The 26,132-nt window shown below is 57.6% G+C and carries 24 protein-coding genes; 8 read left to right on the top strand and 16 right to left on the bottom strand.

The window, feature by feature from the left end; translation table 11 throughout:
• The first annotated feature begins 6 nt into the window (after window positions 1-6).
• The 5 genes from floA to UH5x_RS09790 all read left to right on the top strand — a co-directional run bounded on the left by floA (window position 7) and on the right by UH5x_RS09790 (window position 4,943).
• Window positions 7-1,083 (top strand): flotillin-like protein FloA, encoded by a 1,077-nt coding sequence (gene floA, locus UH5x_RS09810; RefSeq protein ID WP_047814097.1) that lies wholly within the window; start codon window positions 7-9, stop codon window positions 1,081-1,083.
• 1 nt (window position 1,084) lies between these two features.
• Window positions 1,085-1,525 carry a hypothetical protein gene (locus UH5x_RS09805; RefSeq protein ID WP_047814096.1) on the top strand — a complete coding sequence of 147 codons (441 nt, stop codon included), beginning with the start codon at window positions 1,085-1,087 and terminating at the stop codon, window positions 1,523-1,525.
• 34 nt (window positions 1,526-1,559) lie between these two features.
• A complete protein-coding gene (locus UH5x_RS09800) occupies window positions 1,560-2,465 on the top strand; it encodes a rhomboid family intramembrane serine protease (RefSeq protein WP_047814095.1) in 906 nt (301 codons plus the stop codon).
• Window positions 2,466-2,563: 98 nt separating this feature from the next.
• The gene (locus tag UH5x_RS09795; RefSeq protein WP_047814094.1) at window positions 2,564-3,565 is read left to right on the top strand and encodes a sugar phosphate isomerase/epimerase family protein; all 1,002 of its coding nucleotides are present in this window, start codon (window positions 2,564-2,566) and stop codon (window positions 3,563-3,565) included.
• A gap of 106 nt (window positions 3,566-3,671) precedes the next feature.
• Entirely contained in the window at window positions 3,672-4,943 is a 1,272-nt protein-coding gene (locus UH5x_RS09790) for a redoxin domain-containing protein (RefSeq protein ID WP_482635552.1), read from the top strand.
• A gap of 42 nt (window positions 4,944-4,985) precedes the next feature.
• On the opposite strand, the gene UH5x_RS09785 is transcribed toward UH5x_RS09790, so the two are convergent.
• The gene (locus tag UH5x_RS09785) at window positions 4,986-6,737 is read right to left on the bottom strand and encodes a glucan biosynthesis protein (protein ID WP_482635551.1); all 1,752 of its coding nucleotides are present in this window, start codon (window positions 6,735-6,737) and stop codon (window positions 4,986-4,988) included.
• Window positions 6,738-6,874: 137 nt separating this feature from the next.
• Window positions 6,875-8,227, bottom strand: coding sequence for a glucoamylase family protein (locus UH5x_RS09780; RefSeq protein ID WP_047814091.1), 1,353 nt, complete (start codon window positions 8,225-8,227; stop codon window positions 6,875-6,877).
• 588 nt (window positions 8,228-8,815) lie between these two features.
• Here UH5x_RS09780 and UH5x_RS09775 point away from each other — a divergent pair.
• On the top strand, window positions 8,816-9,283 hold the full coding sequence (locus UH5x_RS09775) for a hypothetical protein (protein ID WP_047814090.1): 468 nt from the start codon (window positions 8,816-8,818) through the stop codon (window positions 9,281-9,283).
• On the top strand, window positions 9,273-11,318 hold the full coding sequence (mdoH, locus tag UH5x_RS09770; protein ID WP_482635550.1) for a glucans biosynthesis glucosyltransferase MdoH: 2,046 nt from the start codon (window positions 9,273-9,275) through the stop codon (window positions 11,316-11,318). The genes UH5x_RS09775 and mdoH overlap by 11 nt, the downstream gene beginning before the upstream one ends.
• A gap of 54 nt (window positions 11,319-11,372) precedes the next feature.
• Here mdoH and UH5x_RS09765 read toward each other — a convergent pair whose 3' ends face one another.
• From UH5x_RS09765 to UH5x_RS09740, 6 genes are all read right to left on the bottom strand, one after another.
• Complete coding sequence (locus UH5x_RS09765) at window positions 11,373-12,188, bottom strand: GYF domain-containing protein (protein WP_482635549.1); 816 nt, start codon at window positions 12,186-12,188, stop codon at window positions 11,373-11,375.
• A gap of 479 nt (window positions 12,189-12,667) precedes the next feature.
• Complete coding sequence (locus UH5x_RS09760; RefSeq protein ID WP_482635548.1) at window positions 12,668-13,927, bottom strand: class I SAM-dependent methyltransferase; 1,260 nt, start codon at window positions 13,925-13,927, stop codon at window positions 12,668-12,670.
• Window positions 13,924-15,138, bottom strand: a complete 1,215-nt coding sequence (locus tag UH5x_RS09755) for a GTPase (RefSeq protein ID WP_482635547.1) — start codon at window positions 15,136-15,138, stop codon at window positions 13,924-13,926. The genes UH5x_RS09760 and UH5x_RS09755 overlap by 4 nt, the downstream gene beginning before the upstream one ends.
• Before the next feature lie 22 nt (window positions 15,139-15,160).
• Window positions 15,161-15,559 (bottom strand): hypothetical protein, encoded by a 399-nt coding sequence (locus UH5x_RS09750; RefSeq protein ID WP_482635546.1) that lies wholly within the window; start codon window positions 15,557-15,559, stop codon window positions 15,161-15,163.
• On the bottom strand, window positions 15,556-17,052 hold the full coding sequence (locus UH5x_RS09745) for a helix-turn-helix domain-containing protein (RefSeq protein WP_236696182.1): 1,497 nt from the start codon (window positions 17,050-17,052) through the stop codon (window positions 15,556-15,558). The genes UH5x_RS09750 and UH5x_RS09745 overlap by 4 nt, the downstream gene beginning before the upstream one ends.
• Window positions 17,039-17,449: a hypothetical protein gene (locus tag UH5x_RS09740; protein ID WP_047814211.1), complete on the bottom strand. Its 411-nt coding sequence runs from the start codon at window positions 17,447-17,449 to the stop codon at window positions 17,039-17,041. Before UH5x_RS09740 ends, UH5x_RS09745 begins: the two co-directional genes overlap by 14 nt.
• A 276-nt stretch (window positions 17,450-17,725) precedes the next feature.
• Here UH5x_RS09740 and UH5x_RS09735 point away from each other — a divergent pair, with 276 nt between their 5' ends.
• Complete coding sequence (locus UH5x_RS09735) at window positions 17,726-18,883, top strand: hypothetical protein (RefSeq protein WP_047814084.1); 1,158 nt, start codon at window positions 17,726-17,728, stop codon at window positions 18,881-18,883.
• A 15-nt stretch (window positions 18,884-18,898) separates the two neighbouring features.
• On the opposite strand, the gene UH5x_RS09730 is transcribed toward UH5x_RS09735, so the two are convergent.
• The 8 genes from UH5x_RS09730 to UH5x_RS09695 are packed head-to-tail and all read right to left on the bottom strand — an operon-like array spanning window position 18,899 to window position 26,108.
• Window positions 18,899-19,657 carry an esterase/lipase family protein gene (locus tag UH5x_RS09730; protein ID WP_482635545.1) on the bottom strand — a complete coding sequence of 253 codons (759 nt, stop codon included), beginning with the start codon at window positions 19,655-19,657 and terminating at the stop codon, window positions 18,899-18,901.
• A 43-nt stretch (window positions 19,658-19,700) separates the two neighbouring features.
• Complete coding sequence (gene ccoS / locus UH5x_RS09725; protein ID WP_482635544.1) at window positions 19,701-19,925, bottom strand: cbb3-type cytochrome oxidase assembly protein CcoS; 225 nt, start codon at window positions 19,923-19,925, stop codon at window positions 19,701-19,703.
• Window positions 19,922-22,420, bottom strand: a complete 2,499-nt coding sequence (locus tag UH5x_RS09720) for a heavy metal translocating P-type ATPase metal-binding domain-containing protein (protein ID WP_482635543.1) — start codon at window positions 22,418-22,420, stop codon at window positions 19,922-19,924. The genes ccoS and UH5x_RS09720 overlap by 4 nt, the downstream gene beginning before the upstream one ends.
• A gap of 9 nt (window positions 22,421-22,429) precedes the next feature.
• Window positions 22,430-23,251, bottom strand: a complete 822-nt coding sequence (locus tag UH5x_RS09715; protein ID WP_047814080.1) for a sulfite exporter TauE/SafE family protein — start codon at window positions 23,249-23,251, stop codon at window positions 22,430-22,432.
• Window position 23,252: 1 nt separating this feature from the next.
• The gene (locus UH5x_RS09710; protein ID WP_047814079.1) at window positions 23,253-23,786 is read right to left on the bottom strand and encodes a FixH family protein; all 534 of its coding nucleotides are present in this window, start codon (window positions 23,784-23,786) and stop codon (window positions 23,253-23,255) included.
• A gap of 2 nt (window positions 23,787-23,788) precedes the next feature.
• Window positions 23,789-25,306, bottom strand: a complete 1,518-nt coding sequence (gene ccoG / locus UH5x_RS09705) for a cytochrome c oxidase accessory protein CcoG (protein ID WP_047814078.1) — start codon at window positions 25,304-25,306, stop codon at window positions 23,789-23,791.
• 11 nt (window positions 25,307-25,317) lie between these two features.
• Window positions 25,318-25,935 (bottom strand): cbb3-type cytochrome c oxidase N-terminal domain-containing protein, encoded by a 618-nt coding sequence (locus UH5x_RS09700; protein WP_047814077.1) that lies wholly within the window; start codon window positions 25,933-25,935, stop codon window positions 25,318-25,320.
• The gene (locus UH5x_RS09695) at window positions 25,932-26,108 is read right to left on the bottom strand and encodes a hypothetical protein (protein WP_053061123.1); all 177 of its coding nucleotides are present in this window, start codon (window positions 26,106-26,108) and stop codon (window positions 25,932-25,934) included. The genes UH5x_RS09700 and UH5x_RS09695 overlap by 4 nt, the downstream gene beginning before the upstream one ends.
• Window positions 26,109-26,132: the final 24 nt, after the last annotated feature.

Here is a 26,132-nt window from a genome sequence, read left to right as displayed (position 1 = left end):
CGCCCCATGATCGCATCGTTGTTGCTGGACACCCTGCCGTTGGCTCAGATGCCCAAGGTCACCTCTGCACTGTTGATTGGTGCACTGGTGATTTTCGCCGGGATTGTTGTGGTTCTGTTTATCTTCACCAGCTATTTCGGGTTGTGGATTCAGTCGGTGTTGACGGGATCCAAGATCTCGTTTGGCAATCTGATTGGAATGACATTCCGAAAGGTCAACACCCGGGCGATCGTGCGAAGCAAGATCATGGCCACGCAGGCCGGGCTGGATGACCCCGAATTGACGGTGGGGGCACTCGAGGCGCATTACTTGGCAGGGGGCAACGTCCAGCAAGTCATTCGGGCATTGATTGCCGCGAAAAAGGCCAAGACGATTTCGCTGACCTTCCGGGAAGCGACCGCGATCGATTTGGCAGGGCGGGATGTGTTGGAGTCGGTGCAAACCAGCGTCTATCCCAAGGTCATCGATTGTCCCCCGCGGGGTTCCGCGAAACCGTCACTGGATGCGGTCGCGAAAGATGGGATTCAGTTGAAGGTTCGAGCGCGTGTGACCGTGCGTGCCAACTTGCAACAGTTGATTGGTGGTGCGACTGAGGAAACCATCATCGCTCGTGTCGGCGAAGGCATTGTCAGTGCGATTGGTTCGGCGGTCAGCCACAAAGCGGTGCTCGAAAATCCGGATGTGATCAGCAAAGCCGTGTTGGTGAAGAAGTTGGATTCCCAAACCGCGTTTGAGATCGTTTCGATTGATATCGCTGACATTGATGTGGGCGCCAACATTGGTGCTCGGTTGCAAGCCGATCAAGCGGAAGCCGACACCGCCGTCGCTCGTGCCAACGCGGAGGGCAAGCGTGCCGCCGCGGTTGCGGAAGAACAGGAGATGCAGGCGATGATCGCCAAGAGCCAGGCGGAAGTGGTGGAAGCTCAATCCGATGTGCCACGCGCAATGGCGGAAGCTTTCCGCAACGGGAAACTGTTGGTGATGGATTACTACCGCTTGCAGAACGTGAATGCGGACACCGATATGCGGCGTGCCTTGGCCGGGCATTCGCAAGAATCCGACAGGCCCGAAGAGAACCACTGACATGCCTCGCGAAGAAAACCCAAGTGAGCTCGAGACATTCCTGCGGAAGTCGGCTGAGATTCGTCAACGCAACGCGATTGAATTCCGTGCGTTGCAAGAGGAACAACGGCAGCAACGCAGCGGTTCTCGTCCTCGACAATATTCAGACCGCAATCGCGAACGAGTGACTCGGCAACTCGCCGAAGCAATCGATGCCTCGTTGACGGATGACCACGATGACGAGGACATTGTGATCGGTGAGGTGGTCGAGGATCGCCCGTCGCACAATGCGAAGCTTTCTGATGATGGACGATCGAGCGAAAGTGAGTCAGGTTCCTTTGACTCCATTCCACGAGGCCGGATGTTGATGCCGGCTGAAAAGTTTCGACGATTGCTGTCTCGACCTGATGGGGCTCAACAAGCGTTTTTGATGAGCGAAATTCTTAAACGCCGCGAAATATAGCGATGCAAGTTTTAGTGATGGGTGAATTGCCGGCATGGGGCTGAACGACCGCGACTACAGTCGCTCGGAACGAACACCGTGGGATCGAATTGAAAATCCCATCTCGATGATCAAAATCTTGATCGGAATCAACGTCGCGATTTTCGTGATGGATTGGATTTCGAAGGGGCAACTCAGCGATTGGTTCGGGGTCAGCGGTCAAACGTTGACACAGCCATGGTTGTGGTTCCGTGCATTGACCTACGGTTTTTTGCACAACACCAATGATATCCTGCACCTTGTCTTCAACATGTTCTTGCTGTTTGTCTTCGGGCGACCGGTGGAGCAACGGTTGGGGGGGCATGAATTCCTGCGGTTCTATCTGATCTCGCTGGTTTTCGGCGGCATTGTCGCGATGCTTTTCCCGTGGGTGATGTCGCTCGCTTCCACAGGCCAGATCGACCCAGGTTTTCTAGTCGGGAACACCATCGGAGCCAGTGGTGCGGTCGTGGCTGTGATGATTTTGTTTGCCTGCTACTTCCCTCATCAGGAAGTGCTGTTCATGTTCGTTTTCCCCATGAAGGCCTGGGTTTTGGCCAGTTTGTTGGTGGTGGGCGACTTGGCATCGGCATTGGGGATCTTTGGCGGGGCGAGTTCCACCGCCTTTGAAGTTCACCTGGCGGGGGCGGTGTTTGGGTTCATGTACGCCCAATTGAGGTGGTCGTTTGAGTGGCTGGATTTCTCTCGATTTGCTGAGATTCCAAACCAAATGCGGCAGAAATCGCGTCGAGCCAAACTGAAATTGCATGATCCCGACAAAAAAATCCGCGCCGAAGCAGAGGAAGCGGACCGAATTCTGGCTAAAATCCATGACTCGGGGGAATCCAGCCTGACTTCCTCGGAACGAAAAACCCTGGAGCGATACAGCCGGCGTCAGCGACAGAAACGCGACCTGGACTGATCGTTCCAAGTGGACTGGCAATTCGTGGGGACGCCTGCCTCTGGTTGAGTCGCCCGTCAGTTTCGCATCCACCTTGGCACCTCTCCACTTCGGTCCCAATGAAGACTCCATTGATTCATCGCCGCACAGCACTGCAAATGACCGCCACGTCCGCGTTGGCGGCTTGGTTGGCTCAACCTTTGAACTTGTTAGCCCAAGAGGCGGACAAAGCAGCCGACCAAGGTGGGACGCCTTTGCCATACATGGACCGCATTGGGTTGCAGCTGTACACACTTCGCCACGAGATGAAGGCTGATCCAGAAGGCACACTGAAAGCGGTCGCCGAAGCCGGCTATCGGCAAGTCGAGTTGCTGAATATTGACGAAGAGGCCGTTCACTTGGCGGCCATCGCTCGTGACAATGGGTTGATCGTCCACAGTGCTTTCATGGATTTCAACGTCATCGCGGAACCGCAAAAAGAGGGCGTCGGTTCCGTCGAGCAAACCTTGGAATTGGCGGAACGAATTGGGCTGCGACATGTCGTGTTCGGCTACATCGCAAAACATCAACGCGACACGGCGGACAAGTGCCGCGCGATTGCGGATCGAGCCAACAAGGCGGCTGATCAGACTCGCAACGCTGGGATGCGGATGTGTTACCACAACCACTCCTTTGAATTCGCCACGTTCAACAACCCGGAAGCGGCGAACGCGGACAACAATTCGAATGAAAGCGGCGACGCGAAAAATGCGGACAAGCTGACCGCGTTTGACATCTTCGTCGAGCGTTTTGACCCGCACAAAATGGAGTTCGAATTGGATGTGTTCTGGGCCAAGATTGGCGGCCGAGATCCCATTGAAATGATGCGTCGTTTGGCGGGGAGGATCAGTCAGGTGCACCTGAAGGATCTGAAGAAGGACACGCCAGTGATCACCGACGAGGGACAGGTTCCCAACGACGCCTTCCAAGAACTCGGCAACGGCATCATCGACATTCCCGCGGTGATGAATTTGGCTCGCGAAATTGGTGTGGATCAATGCCATGTCGAGCAAGACCAGTCACCCGCACCATTGGATAGCGTTCGAGAAAGCGTCGCGTTTCTCAAGAGCTTCCCCGCCTGATCGGCATCCTGCCCCACTCTTGTCTTGCTTCTTTTGTTGATTGGCTGCTGTTGTGAACTGTGTTGGTTTTAGAAAATGGCTTGCCCAGCCGTTGTTGCTGGTTTGCGTGGCATTCGTCGCAAGCCCATCGGTCACTCACTCGCAGGACAAGCCTTCGTTTGAACTCAGCGAAGATGTTCGGGAGGCTTTGACGCCTCTGTTTTCGAGGATCTTGAAAGCGGATGTCTCTCGCGCGACGGTGGACCTGTCGGTGGAAACTGTGATGGGAGGGGAGGTCGTCGAAACGGCGGAGTCGGTCTACGAAATCGCGTCGAAGTACCCCGATCAATACACGATTTATTACAAGTCCGCTGACGATCGAAAACGGTTGTATTCAGATGGTGAAAAAGGCGTGGTGGCGTTGACACCCGAAGCCTTCTTCCGCTTGTCAGAGGTGGCGTCGTCCCAAGAACTCGCGACTCGTTCCGAGCTGAACCTGGGGCCTTACCCCGAGGCGGTCTTGGCCCTGACTTTGGCAGGCGTTGATCCGGCGGTCACATTTCTCGGTGGGATGAAGTCGGTCGAAGTCGCGGGGAAAATGAAGTACCGAGGCAGCATCGACTCCATCCATCTTCGTGGGCAGCAAAAGGATGGCGTCACTTGGGATCTTTGGATCAGTGACGACAGCAAGCCGCGGCCGTTGCGTCTGCTCGTTGATCTGACGCCGATGTTGATCGCAACCGGACAAGTTGCGGTGCCTCAAGGGTACGCGTATTCGTTGCGATACGACTTCAAATCTTGGCGGGTGATCGGTGAGGTCGATGAAAAACTCTTCCAATACACTCCGCCGCCGGGGGCCGTGGAGTATGAGTCCCTGGAAGATTTTCAGCAGCAGTCCTCCGAAGAACTTGCCGAGCATCCCCTCCTGGGCGAATCCATTCCCGACTTTGAGTTGACGCTTCTGGATGGTTCCACCATTCGAAAAGACGACCTGAAGGGAAAGGTCTTCGTGCTGGATTTCTGGGCGACTTGGTGCGGCCCTTGCTTGCAAGCGATGCCAGTGCTCGCTGAGACGACCAAGGCATTCGCTGACAAGGGCGTTCAGTTTTATGCCGTGAACGTTGGCGAGAGTTCGGCTTTGGTCAAAGGGTTCGTCAGCGAGCAAGATTGGGATGTGGCGGTCGCCTCGGATCCCAAGGGGGATCTGATTGAATTGTTCTCCGCCAAGTCCATTCCTTTGACGCTTTTGATTGCACCTTCAGGAGTGGTCGAAGCGGTCCACCAAGGTTATCCAGGTGCAGAAGCTTTGAAGCAGCAGTTCACCGATGAACTGGAGGTCTTGGTTCAGGGGGGGCGAATTGCTTCTTCTGTTCCGACGGATGTCAAGCCGGAAAAATAGTCGACCTTCGTTCGCCTGAGCCAAGTGCTCGCGTTGCGGCGGTTACTCTTGCCGCGTGTAGACCGCGGGATAGACAAACTCAGGTTCTGCTGGTGGCAAGAGATAGCAGAACGTTTCTGAAACCGGATGGTCTTCGCTGACGAGTTTGAGCGTCAACTCGACGGGACGGTCACCAGGGTTGTCATCCGACAAGGTCACGTCGAAGCGTAAGATCCAGTCACCCTCTTCGGTTCGCGTCAATTCTGTCTCGGTGATTTCTCCTGCGATGGAGTTGGACTGGATCGCAGGCGGATGATCAGCGGGCAAGCTTCGAAGGACGGGGCCGGCAAAACGAATCTCCATTTCAATTGGTTGGGAATCGTCTTTGGGGCGTTGGACGGTCAGGTTGGTGGCTCGACCGAGAACGTTGTGTTCGGGCGGATCACCGGCGAAAAAGCGAACTTCGTAGGCGAGTTGAAGTGGTGTCAGGGTTGGTTCCGTGGAAGCACTTGGCTCCACCAAAGCACTGACTGTCGCAGCATCCGCTTCGGCGTCGATGGTTGGTTTCGATGCGTTGAGCGTCTCACCAGTGGCTTGGGAGGCATTCGGTTTTGAATTGGGATCGTGCGTCGGTTCCAACATGGATTCAGGCGGCAACCAGTATGCCGCCAAGTTGTCGATGCCTTCGTGTGCTCCGGGCAGTTCCAGCAATTCAATTCGACCGTCGGGCCACGGGGAGTCGGGTTGGATCCAGACGCTCGGGCGTTTGTCGTAGCGAGCGTTGTGATCGTCGTAGTGATAGAAGGCCCGGTTCCGCTGGATCAATCCAAAGCCGTGAAGCGATTTCACCTCGGTGGAAGTCACCGACGGATAGCTCTGACGTGCAAACGCCCGCCAACGCCATGACTCGGGACCGGTTTGGATCAGCAGCCCATCGCTGTCATGCACCGACGGTCGGCTGTCTTTGGGAGGGCCTTTCAGTCCGTCACCCCACATCCACATGCTGGTCAGGGGAGCCAACGCGATTTTTTGCGGGCGATCGCGGAAGAAGATCTGGGCTTGGACCTTCACTCTTGTGACCTCGTTGCCAGGCAGCAGCCGAAAGCGGTAGGCACCGGTGACACTGGGGCTGTCGAGAAAGGCGAGGATTGAGATTTGGTCTGAATCGGCTGCTGGCATTTGAATCCAGAACGCGCGGAAGTCCGGGAATTCTTCCTCTTGCATCATCGCGATGTTGATCGCCAAACCACGGGTGGAGGCACCGTAGATCGTGTCCCCGCTGCGTCCGCGAAAGTAGCTGGACCCGATGAAGCTCAACATCTCTTGAGCGTCGGGGCGATTGGGGAACGGTCCCACGACTCGGAACCCTGCGTGGCCCGCTGGTGGGATCTCGTCGGCTTGCAACGGCGTTTCATAGAGAAAGTCGTCGGTGTTGAAAGCGATGCGTTGGCTGATGGTATCGCCGGTGGGCGACGGGTTGAGAGTGAACAGTTCGACCACGTCGGTTTGCACAAAACCGCGGTGGAATGTTTCCAACCAAAATGGCAGTCCTTGATCGAACCAAGTGGCTCGTTCAGGACGGTACTTCACCTTGATGTAGTCGTCGTACTGCCAAGAAGCCAAGGGCTCCGGCAGTGGCGGGGGCGGACCGTATTCTTGCTGGGAACGCTCGGCCGCCAATTCGCAGAGCGATTCAAAGTCGCGGACATCGATCAGATCCACCGCCTTGGCGGAGGAAGTGGTGAACGACAGGGCAAGAACACCTGCGAGGCCGGTCAAAGACAAGAGCCTCGCAACACATCGGTCAAAAAACATTCACTTGGTCCCGTTGAATTCACGCAGCAAGGGAAATTTGCACCGCTTGGGCATCACCGAAGCAGTCTAGCCTCCGTGACGCACTCAGCGTGCCCAAGTGAAAAGATGAAGCGTGCGTCTCCGGCTCAAAACCCTTCCTAGCCAACCAAGGGACGGAAACCAGCCAGTCGGAAGGCTCGCTGGGAAGCGGGGTGCTGCATGAAGGGGTGCCAGACGCCTTCCTCCAGTAAGTTCGAAGCGGAGAGAAGCGTGATCCCTGTATCAATACCGATCACGTCGGACCCAACCCAACCACGATGTGGGTTGAACGCGTTGACGAAGCCATATCGCCCGTAGATCGATTCGCCATACGTGTCCTTTTGGTGCCGCAGCGTCCGCATGGTTTGTTCGGGTGCGATCGCCAGACCTCCGCCCGCGGCACTGGGGACCACGGTCCCATCGATCCCGCGATCAGGTTGTGCCTCGCCGTCTTGGTAGGGACCGCCCCAATCGCGGTAACCGCTCGCTGAATCGCTGCTGGTCAGGCCCCACAAGTCTTCGCCGTAGTGACCGAATCGTTTGGGCGATTGATCGGCGAGGGATTGTTGAAACTCGATCTGTGCCAGGTGAGCCAATTGCGAATTCCGCCAGTAGTTGCGACCGTCCGGTGAGACGACGCCGCGGAAGTCGAAGAACGCTTGCGGGTATTGGTGCACGAACAAAGGCGGGTAGCTGATGAAGGATTCGCCTTGATGATGCAAAAGAGTGTCTCGTCGCCAAGCCGTCCAGCAACTTGGTGGGATCGCGGAGTGGGGGGCGCCGATCGCGAGCAGAACCAGAATCGTCAATTCGCTGAAGCGGTCCCATTGGTAGGGCAGCCGACCGGTTTCGGGACGCCATCCCATGTGCAGGCACCCGTTGTCGCCAAGCATCCATCGCCAATCGACTCGCTCGTACAACGTGTCGGCCAGTTCGACCAATTCGCGATCCTCAGGGAATACCTGAGAGGCATGCATCGCGCCCGCAATCAGCAGGGCGGTGTCGATCGTGGACGCTTCACAGTCGAGGGCACGTTGGCCGGTGAGACGGTCAATGAAGTGATAGACCAACCCGCGTTCATGTTCCGCATCGTTGACCAGGAAGGACAGCATTTTGCGAGCACGCGAGGCACCTTCCTCCTGGGTGATCCAGCCGTTGTTGGCTGCCACTCCATGAGCGGCCAAGCCAAATCCGGAGGCAGCCGTGCTGGCGTAAGTGCTGAACGATGTTCCATCGGTGTGACCACGGTCGGCGATCAGTCCGGATTGCGGGTCGGCTGCTTCCTCAAAGTACCGGTAGCATCGCCGGCGCAGGTCGTCCAAGAACGGGGCGGTGACTTCGTCCATCATCGGTTCATCCATTGCCGCGTGAGAATCGGCGGAGACCAACGAGAAGTCTCCATCGCCACGAAGACGATGCGCCGCGAGCAAGGGCGCGGCAGCGAAGGCAGAAAGGAGCAAGCGTCGCTTCATGCTGACGAATCCGTTTGGCGGGGCGGTGGGCGGGCGCGACGGGGAGTGGGTGGGGGAACCACCGCTGCGTGTTGCAGAGGCGGCCCGAGAGCGAAATGGGTTCACCAGCGGGCAGGGGTGAACTTCATTACGGATGGCAGGAGGTCTTTGTTTGTCTCTGAGGGATGTTAGTTTTGCCTTGATGGGATCGCAAGCTCATTGCTCGATTTTCAACCGGTCTCCGCAATGGATGCTCAAATCCGCGTGGATGCCGCCATTGGAAGCTGCCTGCGCTATTTTTTGGCAGCAAATCGGTCAGCTGGTCCAATACTGAGCTCGCCGTTGTCAGCGCCGACGCACCCGACAAATTCACAATGATTTCTCATTCTGGTGTGGGCGTTCTCGGGACTCTTTGCACCGGTCGTGAGCCGCTCGTGGCTCCCTTAGCGAACTAAAAAATGAATTTGCCGATTAGTCGGGAAGTTCTGGCGCGGGATTTGATAAACCCTCATGGTGGCAAACGTCGATGCTTTGACCGTTTGGTTTAGCGTCACGTGAAGCCCACGCGCCACTCGTTCGACTGGCCCCTTATCTTTTCAGGCTCTTCCGATGAACACTCTCAACGACCAATCTCTGTCTGTCATTGCGGATTATTTGCATCGCTGCGGGAACCACCATCCTGACAGCGTGCGAGATCAATCACACTACTTCGTTGGGCTCGCAAAACAAAGATTGCGAGTGGACACCGATTCCAACGAAGCGGTGCACGATTCTGGTGAAAGCAATGACCCACGTCTGCCGCAGGTGACTTTGGAAGCGGCGATCGACGAGTTGTTTTTTCAACCCAGCAAGAATGCATCGGAAGGGGCGACGAGCCAACGCCGGCGGGTGATCCCGCAATCGGGAGCTCGGACGTTGCGTCCAAACGCGACACCGCCGTTGATTGGTCCATTGCGGTCGCAATGGTGGATGGAGATGGCATCCCGTCACATCCAGGAGCCAGTGATGGCGCTGATTGGTACGGTCAGTGGAAAAGGTCGCGAACCACGACCAGAGGCCATGACCGATGGTCAGTAAGGAAATCAAGCGGATCCGTTGGGGGATCGTAACGCTGGTTCTCTTGATCACGATCGCAGGCACGACCGTGTACGTCACATCGATGTCAGCAAATGGCCGTGGATGGTTGGAATGGCTGACCGTTCCTCTGTTCGCGTTGTTGTTTGGTTGGATCGGATTTTCGTTCGTGGTCGCCACGCTAGGGTGGATTCGTTTGCTACGGCGTCGAACACCGAAACGCGAACCTACAACGGTGTCGGGCGAGAAGCCTCCAACGGCGGTCCTGGTGCCGGTTTACAACGAGTCACCTGAAGATGTGTTTGCACGGGTGGAAGCGATGGTTCGAGGCTTGGGGCCGAATCACCGATTTGATTTCTTTATCCTGAGTGACACGAATGATTCCGAAGTCTGGCTCGCCGAAGAGTTGGCTTGGTCTCAATTGACCGACCGCTTGGAAGAAGAAGTCCGAACGTCCTGCCACGTCTATTACCGGCATCGCCGAGAAAATGTGGCTCGCAAAGCGGGGAACATCGCTGACTTTTGTCGCCGCTGGTCCGATCCATATTCGTTCATGATCGTGTTGGATGCAGACAGTCTGCTCGAGCCCGACACGATGGTGGAAATGGTTCGACGAATGGAAGCGGATGATCGGCTGGGCATTTTACAAGTTCCACCCACACCGATCGGTCGTCACTCTTGGTTTGCTCGTCTGCAGCAGTTTGCCGCGGCGGCCTATGGCCCGGTGTTCTGTGAAGGGTTCGACGCTTGGGCAGCGGAGCAAGGCAACTATTGGGGACACAACGCGATCATTCGTGTGGAAGCGTTCTGCGATTGCTGTGACTTGCCAGTGTTGCCAGGACAGGCTCCCTTGGGGGGCGAAATCTTGTCTCACGATTTCGTGGAGGCATCTCTGCTGGTTCGCAATGGTTGGAAGGTTCGACTCGCCAATGACATTGGTGGCAGCTACGAGGAGTGTCCCACAACGTTGACCGACTACGCTCAGCGCGATCAACGTTGGTGCCAAGGCAACCTGCAACACAGCCGGTTGCTGCTCAGTGAAGGTTTTCACCCGGTCAGCCGCCTGCACTTCTTCAGTGGCGTGCTGGCGTATGCCAGTTCACCGCTTTGGATCTTGTTCACGTCCCTGTGTGTTGCCAGTTGGGCGTTGGAAAATGGTGTTCCGTCGGACTTCGTTGGGTTCCAATCGGTGGCGCCTAGCACGATGCAGTTCGGGTTGTTCATCGCGGCGATGGCGATGTTGTTGGTGCCGAAGTTGTATGGCTATGCCAGCGTGGTCGCCCACGGGCAAGCCTGGCGATTCGGAGGTGCCATTTCAATGTTGCTGAGTGTGTTGATGGAGATCGTGTTGTCGGTGTTGCTGTCGCCGATCATGGCTGTCATGCACACCCGATTTGTGGTCTCCACGCTGAGGGGGCGCAAGGTGACCTGGTCGTCGCAGCAACGTGGCGAGCATGGCGTGTCGATGTTGCAAGCCGTGCGGGATTTCGGAGGTCTGACCATTCTGGGTGTCGCGATCACCGCGGCGGTGTTCACGTTCGCCCCATCATGGGCGGTATGGTTCCTGCCAATCACCGCAGGTTTGATTTTGGCCATTCCGTTGGCGATGGTGATGGCGAGCCGGGATCTCGGCAAGTCATTGGCGAAGCTGCGGTTGCTGGTCATCCCCGAGGAAACCAATCCGCCGGAGGTGTACCAGTTGTACGAACAGGCCATGTTGGATTCCCGACAACAATGGGCGGTTCTGCCGAAGTCGTCGATGTTGGAACAACTGATTGACAGCCCGACTTTTTTTCACACCCACCACGAGGTGTTGAGAGCCAGTCATGCGGAGCATGCGATGACGGAAGACGAACGGGATGCAGTTCGAGATACCAGTCGGCGATTGCAAGCTGGGAAGGATGGATCCAGTGGCGTCGACGTGTCGAAGATTCCGATGGAATGGAGGCGTGCTTTGCTCAGCGACATTGAGCTGCTGCGAGAACTTCATGTTCAAACACACGCGCGTCCCAAGCGATTGGCCAACGCGGCCGGCTGAACACCGCTCTTCTGGTCCGAGGGGTCGCAGGACGTCGCCAAGCATGGACGGTCTTCAACGCAAAACGACGAAGGCCAAGGCCGCGACCAAGAGTACCAACATCAGCACCAACGCAACGGTCGCGGCAATTCGTTTTCGCGATCGTTTGCGTTTGCTGGATTCAAGCGGCCCGCCTCGATTGAGAATGGCAACCTTGTCCCGATTTGCGGGAGCGTCAACCAGCTTGCCGTCGACGAGGTGCGCGTTGCCGGGCGTCGCCAGAATGGCTTTTTGAGGAGGGTTGCTCTCGATGGCGGGACCTTTTTGTTTCAGCTGACGCAGGATTTCGCCAGCGGGCTTCCAATCTGGCCAGCCGTCACGCCACAGCATGGCTGAATCAGCAATGCGACCTTCTGTGATCCACTGCTTCATGGTTGGGCCATCTGCTGGGCCGTACTGGCCGCCACTTGGCGGACGGACGTACCAGACCGCGGTCGAGTCACCGAGGATTGCATCGGGGCTGGAAGGGGCCGGTTCCGCGGGAATGGCACTCTTCTCGGAGGTGGTTGCTTTGGTCTGGGGGCGTTCGATCGTGGTTGATCCGCCAGCAGCCGACGCGGAGAAGGAGCCGTGGGCGGGGGATGAATCGGACGCTTCGACACCGGGATCCTGATCGGACGATTCCAAAACATCAGCCATCTGGTCGGAGTCCGACGTGGCTGGGGGATGACTTCCCGAGGAGTCTTCATCGACCGCGATCGATTGGGGCTGATCTTGTGTGGGGATGCGAAAACGCACCGAGCACGCGGGGCAAACGCCCTGACGTCCGGCAAGTTCTGTCTTGATGTTCAGTCGCTTCCCACAGGCATGGCAAGCAAAACGAACGCCCATAAAACCGTGGTCCGAATCGAGAAGAAGAAGAGCGAAGCTGAGATCTGAGGAACTCAACTGCCCCACTATAATTGAAACCCGATTGCCCGTGCGAACGGTCGGATCAGGGATCGCCCGCGTGAGAGTGTCCCCGCCCTTTTTCTTCCCCCCTCCAGAGGTCGAGCGGGTGTTCAATGCGGTGTTCGTAATATCTTGCGGACCCCGCTCGTGAAGGAGGTCGTGCAGTTTTCAAGTGCCGTGCTCGTAATGCCTAAAGAACCCCGCCCGTGCAGCGGGAGGGGTCGGAAAACGAGCGTTCAGCGAGATTTCCGGGGGAGGGCAATCCGCGCCGCTTCCCATACCCGGCCCTCACCCTCGCGTACGCCTGAACGGCGTCGCTCGACCTAGTATATCGCTGTTGCTCTCCCCAAACTTCGTTTCAGGAGAGGTGCAGCAGACGAAAACCCGCGGAAAAGCAGCACCAGAAAACCGCCCGACCTTTAAGAAAGGGGGGGCGTGGGCAGTTCGGTCACGACGGCGTAGGTTTTCTTGCCGTTTCGGCCGATCCATAGTGCCAAGGGAGTCTCGCCGCACTCGCGAAGTTTCTTTCCTAGTTTGGCGGGGTCGATGTCGACGCCCCGAACCTTGATGACCTCTGGATACGCTTTCGCTTTTCGGAAGTACCGTCGCAGTGCTCGGTCGTCGCAAGACAGTCGGTCGCGAATGGGGGCGACCACGGCCAGATGCTGGCAAGTTGTCTGCGGGTTGGAGGACTCACCTTCCATCGCCGTCCAAGCTGCGGTCAAAAATCCTGACGGTCCACCCAGCGTTTGAGCTTGGTGGGATCGAGCGAAGTGGTCCGTCAAGCCTGCCGCTCGGATGGCCCCGTCCGGATCGATCATCCAACTTTCAGCCGACGAAACCACCGAGGCAGGGACGGTCCAGTCACCCAATGCGGCAGAGTAGCAGTGGACCGTGTCATGCTTCAGGACGACGGCCGTTCGTCCGCCTGTCTTCCAGGTGGCACCGTCCATTGAAGCTGCGGGTGGCGTTGGGAGGGTGCCCCAAATTGCAGTTTGTTCGCGAACGCTTCCGCCGGAAGAAATCCACATCAGATGACAGGCTTCGGCGATGGACGATTCAAGTGTTGTTGCCGGGGCCATCTTCACCAAACCGCCTTGGACTTGATTGAGTAGTTCCACGGTGCGTTCCCAGGTTGGCAACCAGGCATCGGGTTGGACGTGGCGTTGATTGTCGACGCGCCGATCAGGGTCGATGTGAAGCCATTTCGATCCGTTCACGACATCGGCCGGTTCCGATTCCATGACGTCCAGGCAACGCAGTTCAGCCTTCACATTTGCGGTGAACAAGTTGGCTGTAGTGAAGGACAGGATGGATTCGCTGGCGTCGATGCCGGTGGTGGGGCCGCGACGAGCCAAGGCGATCAGGTCGCCTCCGATTCCACAGCAGATGTCCGTCACCGGTAGATCGCCGAACCAGCTCGCTTTGAATTTCGCGACCTGCGACGTGGTGGATTGCTGGATCGCTCGTCGATTCACCCACCAAGATTCCTCTTTGCGGATCGGGGGGCCGAGGGTCGCCGTGGCTCGGGTTTGCAGTCCAGCGATATCCTTGAGAACCGCCTTGGTTCCGCTGGGCAGCGTTTGCATCACCGGCGAATGCATGCGATCGGCGATGCAGTCTCGCATTGCTTCACGCAATTTGTCCGTGACTTCGAGCTCAATGGGCGATGTGGTCACTGGGCGACTCCTGTCAGCAATTGTTTCAACGTTGCATCCGCAGCCTCCAGCGAGTTTGCCCGGCAAAGTCGCCGTGCGAGATCTTGTTGTCGCTGGCAGATCGGCACGGGCGAATGACGAGGCGGAAGTGTCGACAACAGATGGCTGGCCAACGTTTCCATCAGCTTCGCGACACCAGGGTTGTCGTCATCGCTCGCGATGGTTTGATGCTCGATCGGTGCGGTGGCTGATGTTTCGTTTCCCGTCAGCAGGTCCGCCTTGTTCAGCACTTCCAAGACGTGTGTTCGATCCGAGATTGGGAGCTCGCTTCGAAATTTGGCCCGTTGATCCAAGGTCGAAGGTTGGCACACGATCAACAGCAGGTCAGCGGTCTCGATCGCGAGCGACGCGCGGCGAATACCTTCTCGCTCGATCGATGCCCCCGACTCGGTCAAGTGCGCCGTTTCACGAATGCCCGCGGTGTCACTTAGCCGAACAGGAACCCCGGCGATCACCGTGTCGCACTGCAAAACGTCTCGCGTTGTGCCAGCGGCGTCGTGCGTGATGCTGCGTCGAAAGCCGACGATCTGATTCATCAAACTGCTTTTGCCGACGTTGGGTGGACCCGCAAGAACCAACCGACGCGGTTCGATCAAACGAACCCCCTTTTCGCCGTGGGAGCACACGGTCTGTGCCGCTTGGCAAAGTTGATCGAGCAAGGCCGTTTGTTGTGCCGGTGACTCGTTCGAGGAGTTTGCGGATTCCAGGCAGTTGATCCAATGCTCGCACCACTGCCTCAGCGCTCCTCGAGTTTGATCCAGTGCAATCGCGGCTTGCTGCCCGGTCACGCATCTCTGCAAGACGCGTTCAGCTTCGGCCACGATGATGGATTCGTTTTGACGCCAACGCGAGTCATCCACCGTGGCAACACCTCGGTCGTTCAGTGAAGCCAGGATTGCGCTGACCGCGGCTTCACCGCCGTGCCCATGGATTTCAAACCCGCCGTCAGACATCGGGGTCAAAACAATCGATTCCCCCGGGACGCCGTCGCTGCTTTTCCAGGTTCCGTAGCGAACCTGACCGGCCAGCATTTGGGGATGAGCATTGGATGCGGGGACAAAGCAGTCGTTCACGCACTGAGCCGCGAGCGGGCCTCGCAGACCGATCACCGCGACGGCGGACCGACCGACGCCCGTCAGTCGAGTGGCTAGAGTGTCGCAGTTGGATGTCATGAATGTGCGTGGAGGTTGTCTGTCATTGGGAAGCGCGGAGAGACCAATCACGCACAATGGGTTGAATGGCGATCAGGTCCGTGAGTTCAGCAACGGTCAAGCGGACGCCGAATCGCTGGAGAACCGAACGTTCTGCATCGGACCATTGACCTGCCGCGATGTAAAGGCGATGCCCGGCGTGCGCCGCGGGCGAGCCGAGCCATCGGGTCAACTCCAGGATTCCCTCTGGGACACCGGCCCAAAGGACAACTTCGGCGATCGGAGTCGGTTGCGTACGAAGATTCCGTTTGCGGAGTGGCAGTTCACGGAGCGAGGCAAAACGTTCGGGATGGAAATCGGCGGCCCACATCACGCGCACCGCATCGAACCAACGTTCGGACTCGGGACCGGTGATCCAAAGTTTCGTTTCCACGGCGATCATCCGTCGAGTTTCCGTAGCAACCGAGCCCGGCTGATTCCGAGTCGGCGAGCCGCCTCGGCTTTGTTGCCTTGGGCCGCGTTGATCGCCCGGTCGATCAACTCGCGTTCGTATTTCTGAACGGCTTCGTCCAGCGAATGGATTCGAAAGTTGCTGTCGTTGTTGTCAGGGTCCGATTTCTTTTCGGAGGTCACGTTGGGACCGACGCGATAGGATCGAATGACCAAGGGCAAATGTTCGCGACCGATGCGTTCTCCTACGACACGACCAAGGGCCGATGTCATGGCTTCGGCAAGTTCGTCAAAATCGTTGGGCCACGGGTACAGCGTCAACGCATCCAATGCATCGCGTCCCAGGCGTGGCATCTCCGTCTTTGTGCTTTGCTTCCGCGACTGATTCGATCGATGAGCCTCGTGAAGCAATGCCAACGCCAGGGCCGGGATGTCCTCGCGGCGATCCTGCAAGCGAGGGATCGTGATTGGCATTGCGCACATCAGATTCAGAAGTGGTTTGGCGATGCCCGTGACCGCCTGGGGCACGTGAGTCAGTTCGGCAATTTGTGCGTCCAGAGGATCGACGGTGGGATTGGTTTGCTTTTGAGTCTCCATGACTCGAGCTGGATCCAGCAAACCGATCAGGCGGAGGTGATCACCAAACACTTCCACCCACTGACTCAGTTTCAACTGAGCGTCGTCGGGCATTTCGTCCAAGCGTTCGATCAGCAACGTTGCGTCGCCGCGACCTGACTCGCTGCGGTTGATCGAATGGATCGCGGGTGCTGCATAGGCTTCCAGCAGTTCCGCATCCATCAAGGCACCGTCGACGATGGTCAGTGATTCCTCGGGGGTCGATGCGTCATGGAGCCACAATGCAAGCTCGCGACTGCTGGCGTTGGTGATCGTGAACAAACCCAAGTGACAACGCATGGAGGTCGCCGCCGTCACGCGCCGGCGGAGCAGTTCGGCTGCGTCTGATTCGCCTGCCAACAAGATGTCCGCCGTGCGGGCGTTGGACGAGCGGTGCTTCGCGATCAATTCGCGAAGCTGAGACTCCTGACGCAGGCCGCCTTCGCCAAGCCAATCCGCGAGCGGCACGTCGCTGTCGCGGAGGAATTCGCCGAGGCAGCCCAGGGTGTAGCCGCTGGTGCCCAGCGAGACCCAGTGAGCGACCGCGGTGAGGGCTTCATCGGAATGAGAGCCAGAACCTTGCCCCCGATTCGGAGCGTGGTTCCCCGCTTGGGTCAGCGTGATCCGTCGCGTCTGGTGACAGCGAAAACGGATCGATGGGTCGGGGCGGAGTGCGTCGACCCAATGTTCCGGCAATGTCTCGACTGCTTGTGAGTCGTCGGTCTCGTTGGAATTCCCGAGCCATTTCGCCATGGTGGGCGAAAGGTGTATCAGCTCACCGGCAGCGTCGATGATCCACACGCGAGCGGTGGATGCATCGAGCTGTTTGATGAGCGATTTGGGGCGGGACGGTCGACTAGAACGTGTCAAGAATGAAGTGGTGTCCTTTGTGGAACCGGCGATTGCTCGGGTAGTAGTTGTGCCAGCTCTTATTGTAGACGGGAATTCTCATTTCCGTGGGGTAACGATGGTACAAGCTATCGCTGCTTTTGTAGTAGTCTTGGCCCCAGAAGTTTTGGGGGTAGTAGACGTAGGGATAGTGGTACATCCGGTTCCAATCGGTGTTGGCGGCGGATGATCCCCAGCTTTGACCATAGGCACGTTGGCCTTGATAGCCCATTTGTCCCATCCCGTTGGGAAGGGTTCCACCGGCTCCCATCGCCACGGGGGCCCCATAGCCCTGGGCTGCAGCTTGAGGCGAATCGCAGGCAAAGCCTACAAAGAAAACAGCCGCTGCTGCGGCCAAAATGGTAGCTCGTTGGTACATTCCGACATTCCCCCCCGGGTATGAATCGCGTTTGGCGATGGATCTTTTGATCACGTGGTTTTCCCGCGTGGAGTGGTCCACACCGGTTTCATCGGAGTTATCGGCACAACCCACCGATCGGGATGAGTCGTTTCGTTTCCGATTGTCGGTCCAGATGTTAGAATTTTGATCCGGGACGGTTCGAACACCGTCCAATCTGGAGCGTAGACTCTGATTCGTCGCTGACACGCAACGTCCTCCGTTTCCCCCCGTCACCCACCCACCTTTTGTGAATTCATGACCACTCTGAAAACTCGTGTCCTCGTTGGCGTGATGGTGCTCGGAACGCTGTTGACCGGTCCGCTCGCGTCCGCTTGCCCGTTTTGCAGTGCCGTGTCGCAGACGCTCCGGCAGGAGATGGAGGTGATGGACGCGGTGGTCATCGCAACGGCGTTGCAGAGCGATCTGACACGCAATGCCGACACCGGAGAGGTCAAGATGCGAATCGAGACCGTGCTCAAAGGCGGCGAGCACGTGGAAGTCGGCCAAACCGTCACCGCGGTTTATTTCGGTGACGTGGCCAAGGGCCGCCGATTCATGCTCAGCGGTGTCGATCCTCGGGACATGCAGTGGTCTTGCCTGCCACTGACCCCCAAAAGCGAAAAGTACCTGGAAAGCATCACCCAGTTGGCCGACAAGGAACCGTCCCAGCGACTGCTGTTCTATTACGACTACCTGCAAGACGAAGACTCGATGTTGTCCCGGGATGCGTACGACGAATTCGCGACCACACCGTATGAAGAAATCAGAAAGATCGAATCGGCTTTGGATCACGACGCTTTGGTCAGTTGGATCCAAGATCCCGAGATGTCCCCCGAACGCAAACGCATGTACTTGACGTTGTTGGGAATCTGCGGCGGTGAAGAGGACCTGCCGATGTTGGAATCGATGTTGAGAAGCACGCAAAAGAGCTCACGCTCGGGGCTTGATGCTTTGATTGCCTGCTACCTGACCTTGGGGGGCGAGAAGGGGCTGGCTGTCATCGACGAGTTGTTCCTGGAGAACCAGCAAGCCTCCTACGCGGACACCTATGCCGCCATCATGGCGCTGCGGTTTCACGGCAGTGAAGGTGGGGTGATCGCTCGCAGTGCCTTGGTTCCGTCGCTGCACCACATTCTCGAACGACCCGATTTGGCGGACTTGGTGATTCCCGATTTGGCTCGCTGGAACGACTGGAGCCAAATCGCTCGGATCAAGCAATTGTTCCTCGACGCTGACGCTGAAAACAACTGGGTTCGAGTTCCCGCCGTGAATTACTTGCGGGCGTGCCCGAAACCCGAGGCCGCTGAGGCCATCAAGGAGCTCGAGAAAGTGGATCCCGATAGCGTGCGTCGCGCCAACACTTTCTTCGCGGTTCCCAAGCCATCCGCGAACGTGAAACCCGTCGCGCAGTGAGTCGTTGACCTGGTTTCAGGCCGCTCTGCGACGGTTCGACGCTGAGTGCTCAGTGACGGTGTTGGAATGGGGCAAAGGCTGGAACGGGATCGTCGGTCCAGCCGTTTCATGATCGACACGTTCGTGCAATTGCCCACGTTCCAAGAATCGAAGCGTCATCTCAATCGCCAGAGGATGCTGAACCAATCGCTGGTGCGACGTGGGGACCACGGCATGGTCCATTTGCCCCTCCAGGTGAGTTGCAGTCTGAGAAACGATCCAGTCGTTCTGGGCCGCGATCACGCCCACATCGAATCGATGAAGGCGAGGCAACTGATTGACCAGACTGTCTTCTTTCTCCGACAGTTCGACGAGTTGCGGGAATTGACTCGCAAAGGGACCCAGGGGGAACCGCGTCAGCCAGGACCCCTTGTTCGGGGGCGCCAGCATCAGCAACCGTCCGCACTGATTTTTTGCGAGCGTTTCCATCCGGGACTGCGCGATTGCCGCACGCACAATGATGCCGCCCATGCTGTGCGCGACAAAGTGAATTCGGCGGATGTCCGGTCGGGTCATCGCTTCCTGAATCAACCCGGTCAATCGGCTGGCGTGTGACAGGATCGAGCCTCGCAAACTGGGGTATTCCCACACCGAACATTCATAGCCAGCCATCGTCAAAAGATCTGCGATGGGGTCCAGGCTTTGACCGTTGGAAAGAAAGCCATGCGTCGCGATCACCATGTCATGGCGGACGTGATTCTCGCGGTTTGCAATTTTGAGGGTGTGGCGATCCATAAGCGTGTTATCGGTCACGCCCTCGCCAAATTTTGCTCAAAATTCAGGGTAAACGACCCTGGGAGGTTTGGGGTGAATCGGTAGTTTCGTTGGCACCTGGTGCGTCTGTCTTGCGATCCCCGGGCTGACCGTCCTCGTCAATCAGGATTCGGACAGCGGGTGATTCCAGGTCGTCGTACTGACCGCCCCGGATGCACATGATGCACGCAAGCATTCCACCGGCGCCGAGCAGCAGTGCCAGTGGCAGAGCAATGAAGAGGACACTCATGTTTTTTTCTCGCGAAAAATGGGCCACGCCAGCGTGAGGGCAAGCACTGTGACCGAACTGATCGGCATCAAGACCGCCGCGACGAGTGGACTGATTCGCCCTGTCATCGCGAGGGCAACCGCAATCACATTGTAGCTGAGTGAGGCGGTGAACGCCGTGTAAATCAAAGCCTGTGTCCGTCGAGACGCGCGAATCAAATTGTCGATTGCGATCATGCTGTCGGAGGCAATGTAAATCGGTGCGGCCTGAAGGCTGACCTCCGCACCTCCGCGAACCGCAATTCCAACATCCGCCGCGGCCAACGCCGCAGCATCGTTCGCGCCATCGCCAACCATCACCGTCGATCCCTGCGAATGATCTCGGACGTGTTCCAGTTTGGCTTCCGGTGATAAACCTCCCAGTGCATGAGAGGCGTCGACTCCCAGTTGTTGAGCGACGTGGGCCACAATCTTGGGGTGATCACCCGAAAGAATCCCGACCTGCCAGCCTCGGTCTCGTAGCGATTCGAGAAAGCCAGCGACGTTGGGTTTAAGCGGGTCACTGATGGCGAGCACGCAGGTCGCGATGCCATCGATCGCAATCACACTGGGGCTGGACGATTGATTGGTGCAATGTTCGCACGCGGCCAAGACTGACTCGCTGATCGCAACATGGTGTTTTTGCATGAACGAAAGACTGCCCACCAAAACGGGATGCCCATCACTCTCGCCCGAGACCCCTCCCACATGCACCTGGTCAAGTTGTGCGTTGGTCGGGATGTCCAGATCACGTCGCTTGGCTTCGCGTTGAATGGCAATCGCGATCGGGTGCTCGCAACAGCGTTCAATCGCCGCGGCGTGAGCGATCGCAGACGCATCGCCTTCCACAAATTCCGCTCGCGGCTTGCCTTCGGTCAAGGTGCCGGTTTTATCAAACCAAATCGTTCCAACAGACGCCAGCGTTTGCAGTGAAGAACCATCTCGAATCAATATCTTTCGTTTCGCAGCTCTGCCCAGTGCAACTGCGATGGCAAGTGGCGTCGCCAGAGCCAACGCACAGGGGCAGGCAACGATGAGCAGCGAAGTTGCATGGGATGCCGCGGGGCCAAATCCATCACCCAGCCACACGCAGAACGTGATGCCAGCTAACAACGTGACGATGACCACGAAGTAGCCACCAATGGAATCGGCCAGTTGAACGATGGGCGTCTTTTGCGAGGCGGCTTCTTCGACCGATTGCATGACCTGGCCGATCCGACTTTCGCGGCCGACGGACGTGACCTGGATGTCCAGCGGACTTTGCAAGTTGACCGTTCCCGCAGAAACCGATTCACCGACTTGGACCGACACGGGCAGACTCTCGCCGGTCAGCAGCGATTGGTCGATCGATGATTGCCCGGCCAGAACGGTCCCGTCCACGGGAACGCTCTGACCTGCCATCACGCGAACAGAATCTTCGGGACGCAGGTTGTCGACGAGGACGAGTTCCGTTTGATCGTTCTGCAGGATGCGATGGGCGTGGCGAGGTGTGATCCGCAACAACAAATCGACTGCCTTGGCGGCCCGGTGCTGCTGGTGAAATTGAATCCAGCGTCCGATCAACAGCAGGAACACCAGCACTGCCAACGAATCAAAGTAGGACTCGCCCTGTCCTGTGACCGCAGCGATCACTCCCGCCAGGGTGCCCACGGACAGTCCCAGTGCGACAGGCAGGTCCATGTGCGGCGTTCGGGTTTTGACCGATGCCCAGGCACCTTGGAAAAAGGTGCGTCCGGGCAACAACACCGCTGCCAGTCCCAAGCCCGTTCCGGTCCACCTGAGGAACGACCAGTGGGAGGCTTCCACATCGGACGCCTCACCGGCGTACAGCGCGATGGCAATCCACATCGCATTGGCGGCGCAGAAGCCTGCGAAAGCGATCTGAATCAGCAGCCGATGATTTTCCTGGCGAAAGTGGTCTTCGCGATGTTCAGGCAGGGGCGACAGCTCGTAGCCCAGGCGATCAAGTGGTTGAGCGATCCGGCTGAGCGAAATGAGCTTGGGGTCAAACACGACCCGCATCGTGTGTTCGCTCATCTTGACCCGCGCGTCCAGCCAACCCGGCGTTCGCGTGGCAACGTTTTCAATCAGCCAGGCACAGGCAGCGCAGTGCAGCCCATGCACGGCGAGTTCGCATCGCATCGTCCCATCGGACTGCTCGATGGGTTGGGACGCACCCAGGTAATCGGCTCGATCAAAGACGGTGTATCGTTCGTGCAGGGTTTCCTCGGAGGAGGGCTGCCCGACGCGATCGATCGGTTGACCGCCGCCTGCCAACTGGTCTCGCAAGCCGTAGTAATTCTCAAGGCCCCAGCCGTGGATCAACTCGTACGCGCCGCGGCACCCATGGCAGCAGAAAACGGTCTGCGGATCTGTGTCGCGATGCACATCCGTCGGCTCACCGCAGTGGATGCAAGGCAGTGTCACGTCGATCGACGACGACGCGGCGTCGTTTGACGCGTCCAATTTCGAAGCCATGACGTGCGATCACTCTTCAGGCGATTCGCAGGGAATGCCTTCGGCGCAGCAACAGGGCAGCGGAGTTGCGGTCAACTCCGAGAGTGTTTGTTGCGAGTTGGATCCGTCCAAATCCAAGTCGACGTTGGCGCGGATGTCCGTCAACGATTGCAAGTCTGCAAAGCCTCGGCCTGATGCGGTGTACCCACCCGTGATGATCAACGTCGCGGCGGCCGCGGCGGGGATGAACTTGGTGAATCGACGCGACAACGATTGGGTGCCGGCGATCAGTGCGGTGAGGGCTGGGACCGTGCCCAACCAGAACGCTGCCATCACCAAACCACCGTTGAGCGTTTGGCCTGTTCCGGCTGCGACAAGAGCAAACAGATACAACCATCCACAGGGAAGCAAGGTGGTCAACATTCCAATGGCGAGGGCGCGGCCAGCAACAGGCAATTGAAAAATGAGGGGGCGTAAACGAACCAGGACACCGCCAATGCGGGAGGGCGTGATCGGTTTGGCGGTGGATCGATTGACGGAAACAATCTGCCACAGTTTCCAAATTCCGAGAGCCATCATGATCGTGCCCACGACACGTGCGGCAGCCAGTTGAACGCCAAGTGTTTCGCCACCGATTTCGACCAGGCTGCCGATGGTGCCGGCGATCAGTCCTGCCAGCACGTAAGTCAGCAAACGCCCCAGGTGGTACAGCGTGGTGGACCAGACGACGGTCGCTTTGGGTTGTTTCTCACCAGCACCGCTGGCCCAAATCGCGAGCGGGCCGCACATGCCAACGCAGTGCATGCTGCCTAACAAACTCGCCGTGACGACGGCACTGGCTAACATCCACATTTCAGTTTTCCAGTTCGAGTGTGCGTGACAGGGTCATCGGTTCTCCCGCTCCACCAATGCTCACTTCCACTTGCCAAAGTCCCTGTTGTGGCATGGATGCCATGCCCAGGTAGCGTCCGCCGCCTGTGCTTGGCAAGTCGATTGCTTGGAAAGCGGCCGCATCCGCATGTCGATAGATCATTGCCTCGACGTTCAGGTCGTCCAAGGCTTCGCCCTGTTGATTGTGAAGTTCCACTGAAATGGCTCGCTGGCCTTTCGCGTCGGAAATGTTTGAGACGATCACATCGACGTCCCAGCCCAAGCGATCGGACGCCAGGGATGCACGATGAGACGTGTCCCAGTTCAAAGCAGCTTGGTGATAGTCGGGAACCACCGCCAAGGCCGGGTCACCGATCGCCAACTTGAGCGCGGTGCCGAGGATGGTGGACTGAATCGCGAAGAGCAGCAGCACCAAAGAAATGTAGAATCGCTTGGCACGACGCTCATCTTTTTGTTGCGTTTCCACGGATGGGGTGGGATCGGTTTTCGATGACATGATTAGCGGCGTGGCCCCAGGACCTTCATTGAGATAGTGCGTTCGTTGCCGCTTTGATCCTTGACCGTCAGTTCAATGGATTCATTTCCATCGCCCATGGTCATCGACGAAGGAAAGTTCAATCGAATCGGCAACAGTTTGGATTCAGCGGGTTCAAGTCGTTGAGCGTCTGTGTCAATGATCTCAACTTGAATACTCGAGTGATCCGTCGACAGTTCATAGGTCTGAGCAATCTCGGTTCGATTGACCAACCGCAAGTTGAAGGCGTTGGAGACTTCTTTGGCACCCAACAGCGAATACGGCGCCCCGCGACCGCGAAGGATTCTCGCGTCAAACCCGCTCTTGCTGGAGATCGCCATGGCCAAACCAGAGAAGACGCCGACCAAAACGATCGGGTAAATGATCGTTCGTGCACGCAACAATTTCTTGGGTTTGCGAGCGATGGCGTCTTGTGAACTGTAGCGAATCAAACCCTTTGGCTTGCCCACTTTGTGCATCACGTCATCGCATGCGTCGATGCACTGAGTGCAGTTGATGCACTCCATTTGCAGGCCATCGCGAATGTCGATTCCGGTTGGGCAGACGACCACACATTGGTGACAGTCCACGCAGTCACCCGCCTCCTTCCCGCGGACAAGATCGATTCCGCGGTCATCATCGTGGGTTCGTTTTCCTTTGATGCGAGGTTCGCCGCGAGCGGGATCGTATGCGACGATCTTGGATTGCTCGTCGAGCATGACGGATTGAAAGCGTCCGTAGGGACACGCGATCAAACACATTTGCTCTCGGAAAAACAGAAAGTCAAACAGCATCAATCCCGTCGTGCCAGCCATCACAAGGAAAGCGGATGGATGATCGATCGGCGAACTTCGAACCCACTGGGCGAGTTTCTCGGTGCCAACAAAGTAGGCCAAGAACGTGTGAGCCAGGAACATGCAGAGGACAAGATAGACGGCGAAGCGTGCGATCTGCCAAACCGGACTGATTCCGCTTGCGGGTTTTCCACCTTTGCCCAAGGTGCCATCAAAAAAACGATCGATGGGACGGAACAAGAATTCCATGTAGACCGTTTGCGGGCAGGCCCATCCGCACCATGCTCGTCCAGTGATCGCCGTGATCAGGACAATGCTCACGAAAACGCTGAGCATGAACAGGGCCAGGACCAGCGTGTCGGTGGGATAGAAGGTTTTGCCCAGCACCGTGAATTCACGGGCGGCAATGTCTAGCAAAATCAGAGGCTTGCCACCGATCCGCAAATGCGGGATCGCAACAAACACCACCATCAAAATGTAGGCGGTGACCCGTCGACGTTTCCACCACTCTCCCATGGAGAGTTTGGGCCGGAGCCAACGGCGACTGCCATCGGCTTCCAGCGTGCTCAGCACATGTTCCTCGGGCTTGAGCAGCGATTCACTGCCTTGCGAAGGACCACCTCCACCAGATGTCCCATCGCGATCCGCTGCGTAACACACCTTGCAAGGTGAAGGCGAAAACAGAGGCAACGAGGTTCGCGTGGACATTGTACTAAGGCTTATTCTTCGGGGGTTTCGGGGGCGGCTTCAACGGGTTCGGGCCAAGGCGGGATGGTCTTGCCTTCTGGGCCGCGACTGCTTTCGATGTTCTTGCCACGCAGGGTGGCGACGTAGGCGGATACCAGCACAACCTCATTGGGATGCAATCGGTCCGCCCACTTCGGCATCGCTCCGCCACCGGCACCGTTGTTGATGACCTTGGCGATGTCTTCGATCTGCTTGATGTTCTTGAAATAATCGTCCGTCAGGTTGGGGCCAACTTGGCCTTCGCCCTCGCGACCATGGCAAGAGATGCAGTTGGCTTTGAAGACCGACTGACCAACTCGAACCCAGTTGGGTTTTTCCATGTAAGCGACCAGGGTCGCCTCGTCGGGCGTCAGGTCACCGATTTCTTCAAACTGCAAACGCGTGTTCTCTGCCAGCGCGACCCCGTACAGGTCTTCCACCGACCGGCCGGAAACACCGTTGTGGTAGTACAAGAAGTAGAACGGGCTGAAGACAATGGACGAGATGAACAACCACTTCCACCAACCCGGCAACGGGTTGTCAAACTCTTCGATCCCGTCGTAGGCGTGATCGGTCTTCGGAGCGTTGTCGTATTCTGGCACTTGGCTCATGGTCGTGGGTCCTCCACATCGTCGCTCAGCGGAATCGAAGCGAATCGATCAGATGCATTTTTTGAAAGTCGGAGTGTTCCGTACGTCATCGTGGCAAAGGCGACGACGAACAAAGCGAGTGCCAATTCGGCAAACATGGAATAGTCGAGAGCACTGACAAGATCTCGGATCATGACGTTCTCACTGGAGGGTGTTGG

The organism is Rhodopirellula sp. UH5, from assembly GCF_056839225.1.
This window is presented reverse-complemented; position numbering and strand designations above follow the sequence as displayed.

Coding starts and splice junctions, on each gene's coding strand:
- floA (WP_047814097.1), top strand. CDS start 7: ATGATCGCATCGTTGTTGCTGGACACCCTGCCGTTGGCTCAGATGCCC.
- UH5x_RS09805 (WP_047814096.1), top strand. CDS start 1,085: ATGCCTCGCGAAGAAAACCCAAGTGAGCTCGAGACATTCCTGCGGAAG.
- UH5x_RS09800 (WP_047814095.1), top strand. CDS start 1,560: ATGGGGCTGAACGACCGCGACTACAGTCGCTCGGAACGAACACCGTGG.
- UH5x_RS09795 (WP_047814094.1), top strand. CDS start 2,564: ATGAAGACTCCATTGATTCATCGCCGCACAGCACTGCAAATGACCGCC.
- UH5x_RS09785 (WP_482635551.1), bottom strand. CDS start 6,737: ATGTTTTTTGACCGATGTGTTGCGAGGCTCTTGTCTTTGACCGGCCTC.
- UH5x_RS09780 (WP_047814091.1), bottom strand. CDS start 8,227: ATGAAGCGACGCTTGCTCCTTTCTGCCTTCGCTGCCGCGCCCTTGCTC.
- UH5x_RS09775 (WP_047814090.1), top strand. CDS start 8,816: ATGAACACTCTCAACGACCAATCTCTGTCTGTCATTGCGGATTATTTG.
- mdoH (WP_482635550.1), top strand. CDS start 9,273: ATGGTCAGTAAGGAAATCAAGCGGATCCGTTGGGGGATCGTAACGCTG.
- UH5x_RS09765 (WP_482635549.1), bottom strand. CDS start 12,188: ATGGGCGTTCGTTTTGCTTGCCATGCCTGTGGGAAGCGACTGAACATC.
- UH5x_RS09755 (WP_482635547.1), bottom strand. CDS start 15,138: ATGACATCCAACTGCGACACTCTAGCCACTCGACTGACGGGCGTCGGT.
- UH5x_RS09750 (WP_482635546.1), bottom strand. CDS start 15,559: ATGATCGCCGTGGAAACGAAACTTTGGATCACCGGTCCCGAGTCCGAA.
- UH5x_RS09740 (WP_047814211.1), bottom strand. CDS start 17,449: ATGTACCAACGAGCTACCATTTTGGCCGCAGCAGCGGCTGTTTTCTTT.
- UH5x_RS09735 (WP_047814084.1), top strand. CDS start 17,726: ATGACCACTCTGAAAACTCGTGTCCTCGTTGGCGTGATGGTGCTCGGA.
- UH5x_RS09730 (WP_482635545.1), bottom strand. CDS start 19,657: ATGGATCGCCACACCCTCAAAATTGCAAACCGCGAGAATCACGTCCGC.
- ccoS (WP_482635544.1), bottom strand. CDS start 19,925: ATGAGTGTCCTCTTCATTGCTCTGCCACTGGCACTGCTGCTCGGCGCC.
- UH5x_RS09720 (WP_482635543.1), bottom strand. CDS start 22,420: ATGGCTTCGAAATTGGACGCGTCAAACGACGCCGCGTCGTCGTCGATC.
- UH5x_RS09715 (WP_047814080.1), bottom strand. CDS start 23,251: ATGTGGATGTTAGCCAGTGCCGTCGTCACGGCGAGTTTGTTAGGCAGC.
- UH5x_RS09710 (WP_047814079.1), bottom strand. CDS start 23,786: ATGTCATCGAAAACCGATCCCACCCCATCCGTGGAAACGCAACAAAAA.
- ccoG (WP_047814078.1), bottom strand. CDS start 25,306: ATGTCCACGCGAACCTCGTTGCCTCTGTTTTCGCCTTCACCTTGCAAG.
- UH5x_RS09700 (WP_047814077.1), bottom strand. CDS start 25,935: ATGAGCCAAGTGCCAGAATACGACAACGCTCCGAAGACCGATCACGCC.
- UH5x_RS09695 (WP_053061123.1), bottom strand. CDS start 26,108: ATGATCCGAGATCTTGTCAGTGCTCTCGACTATTCCATGTTTGCCGAA.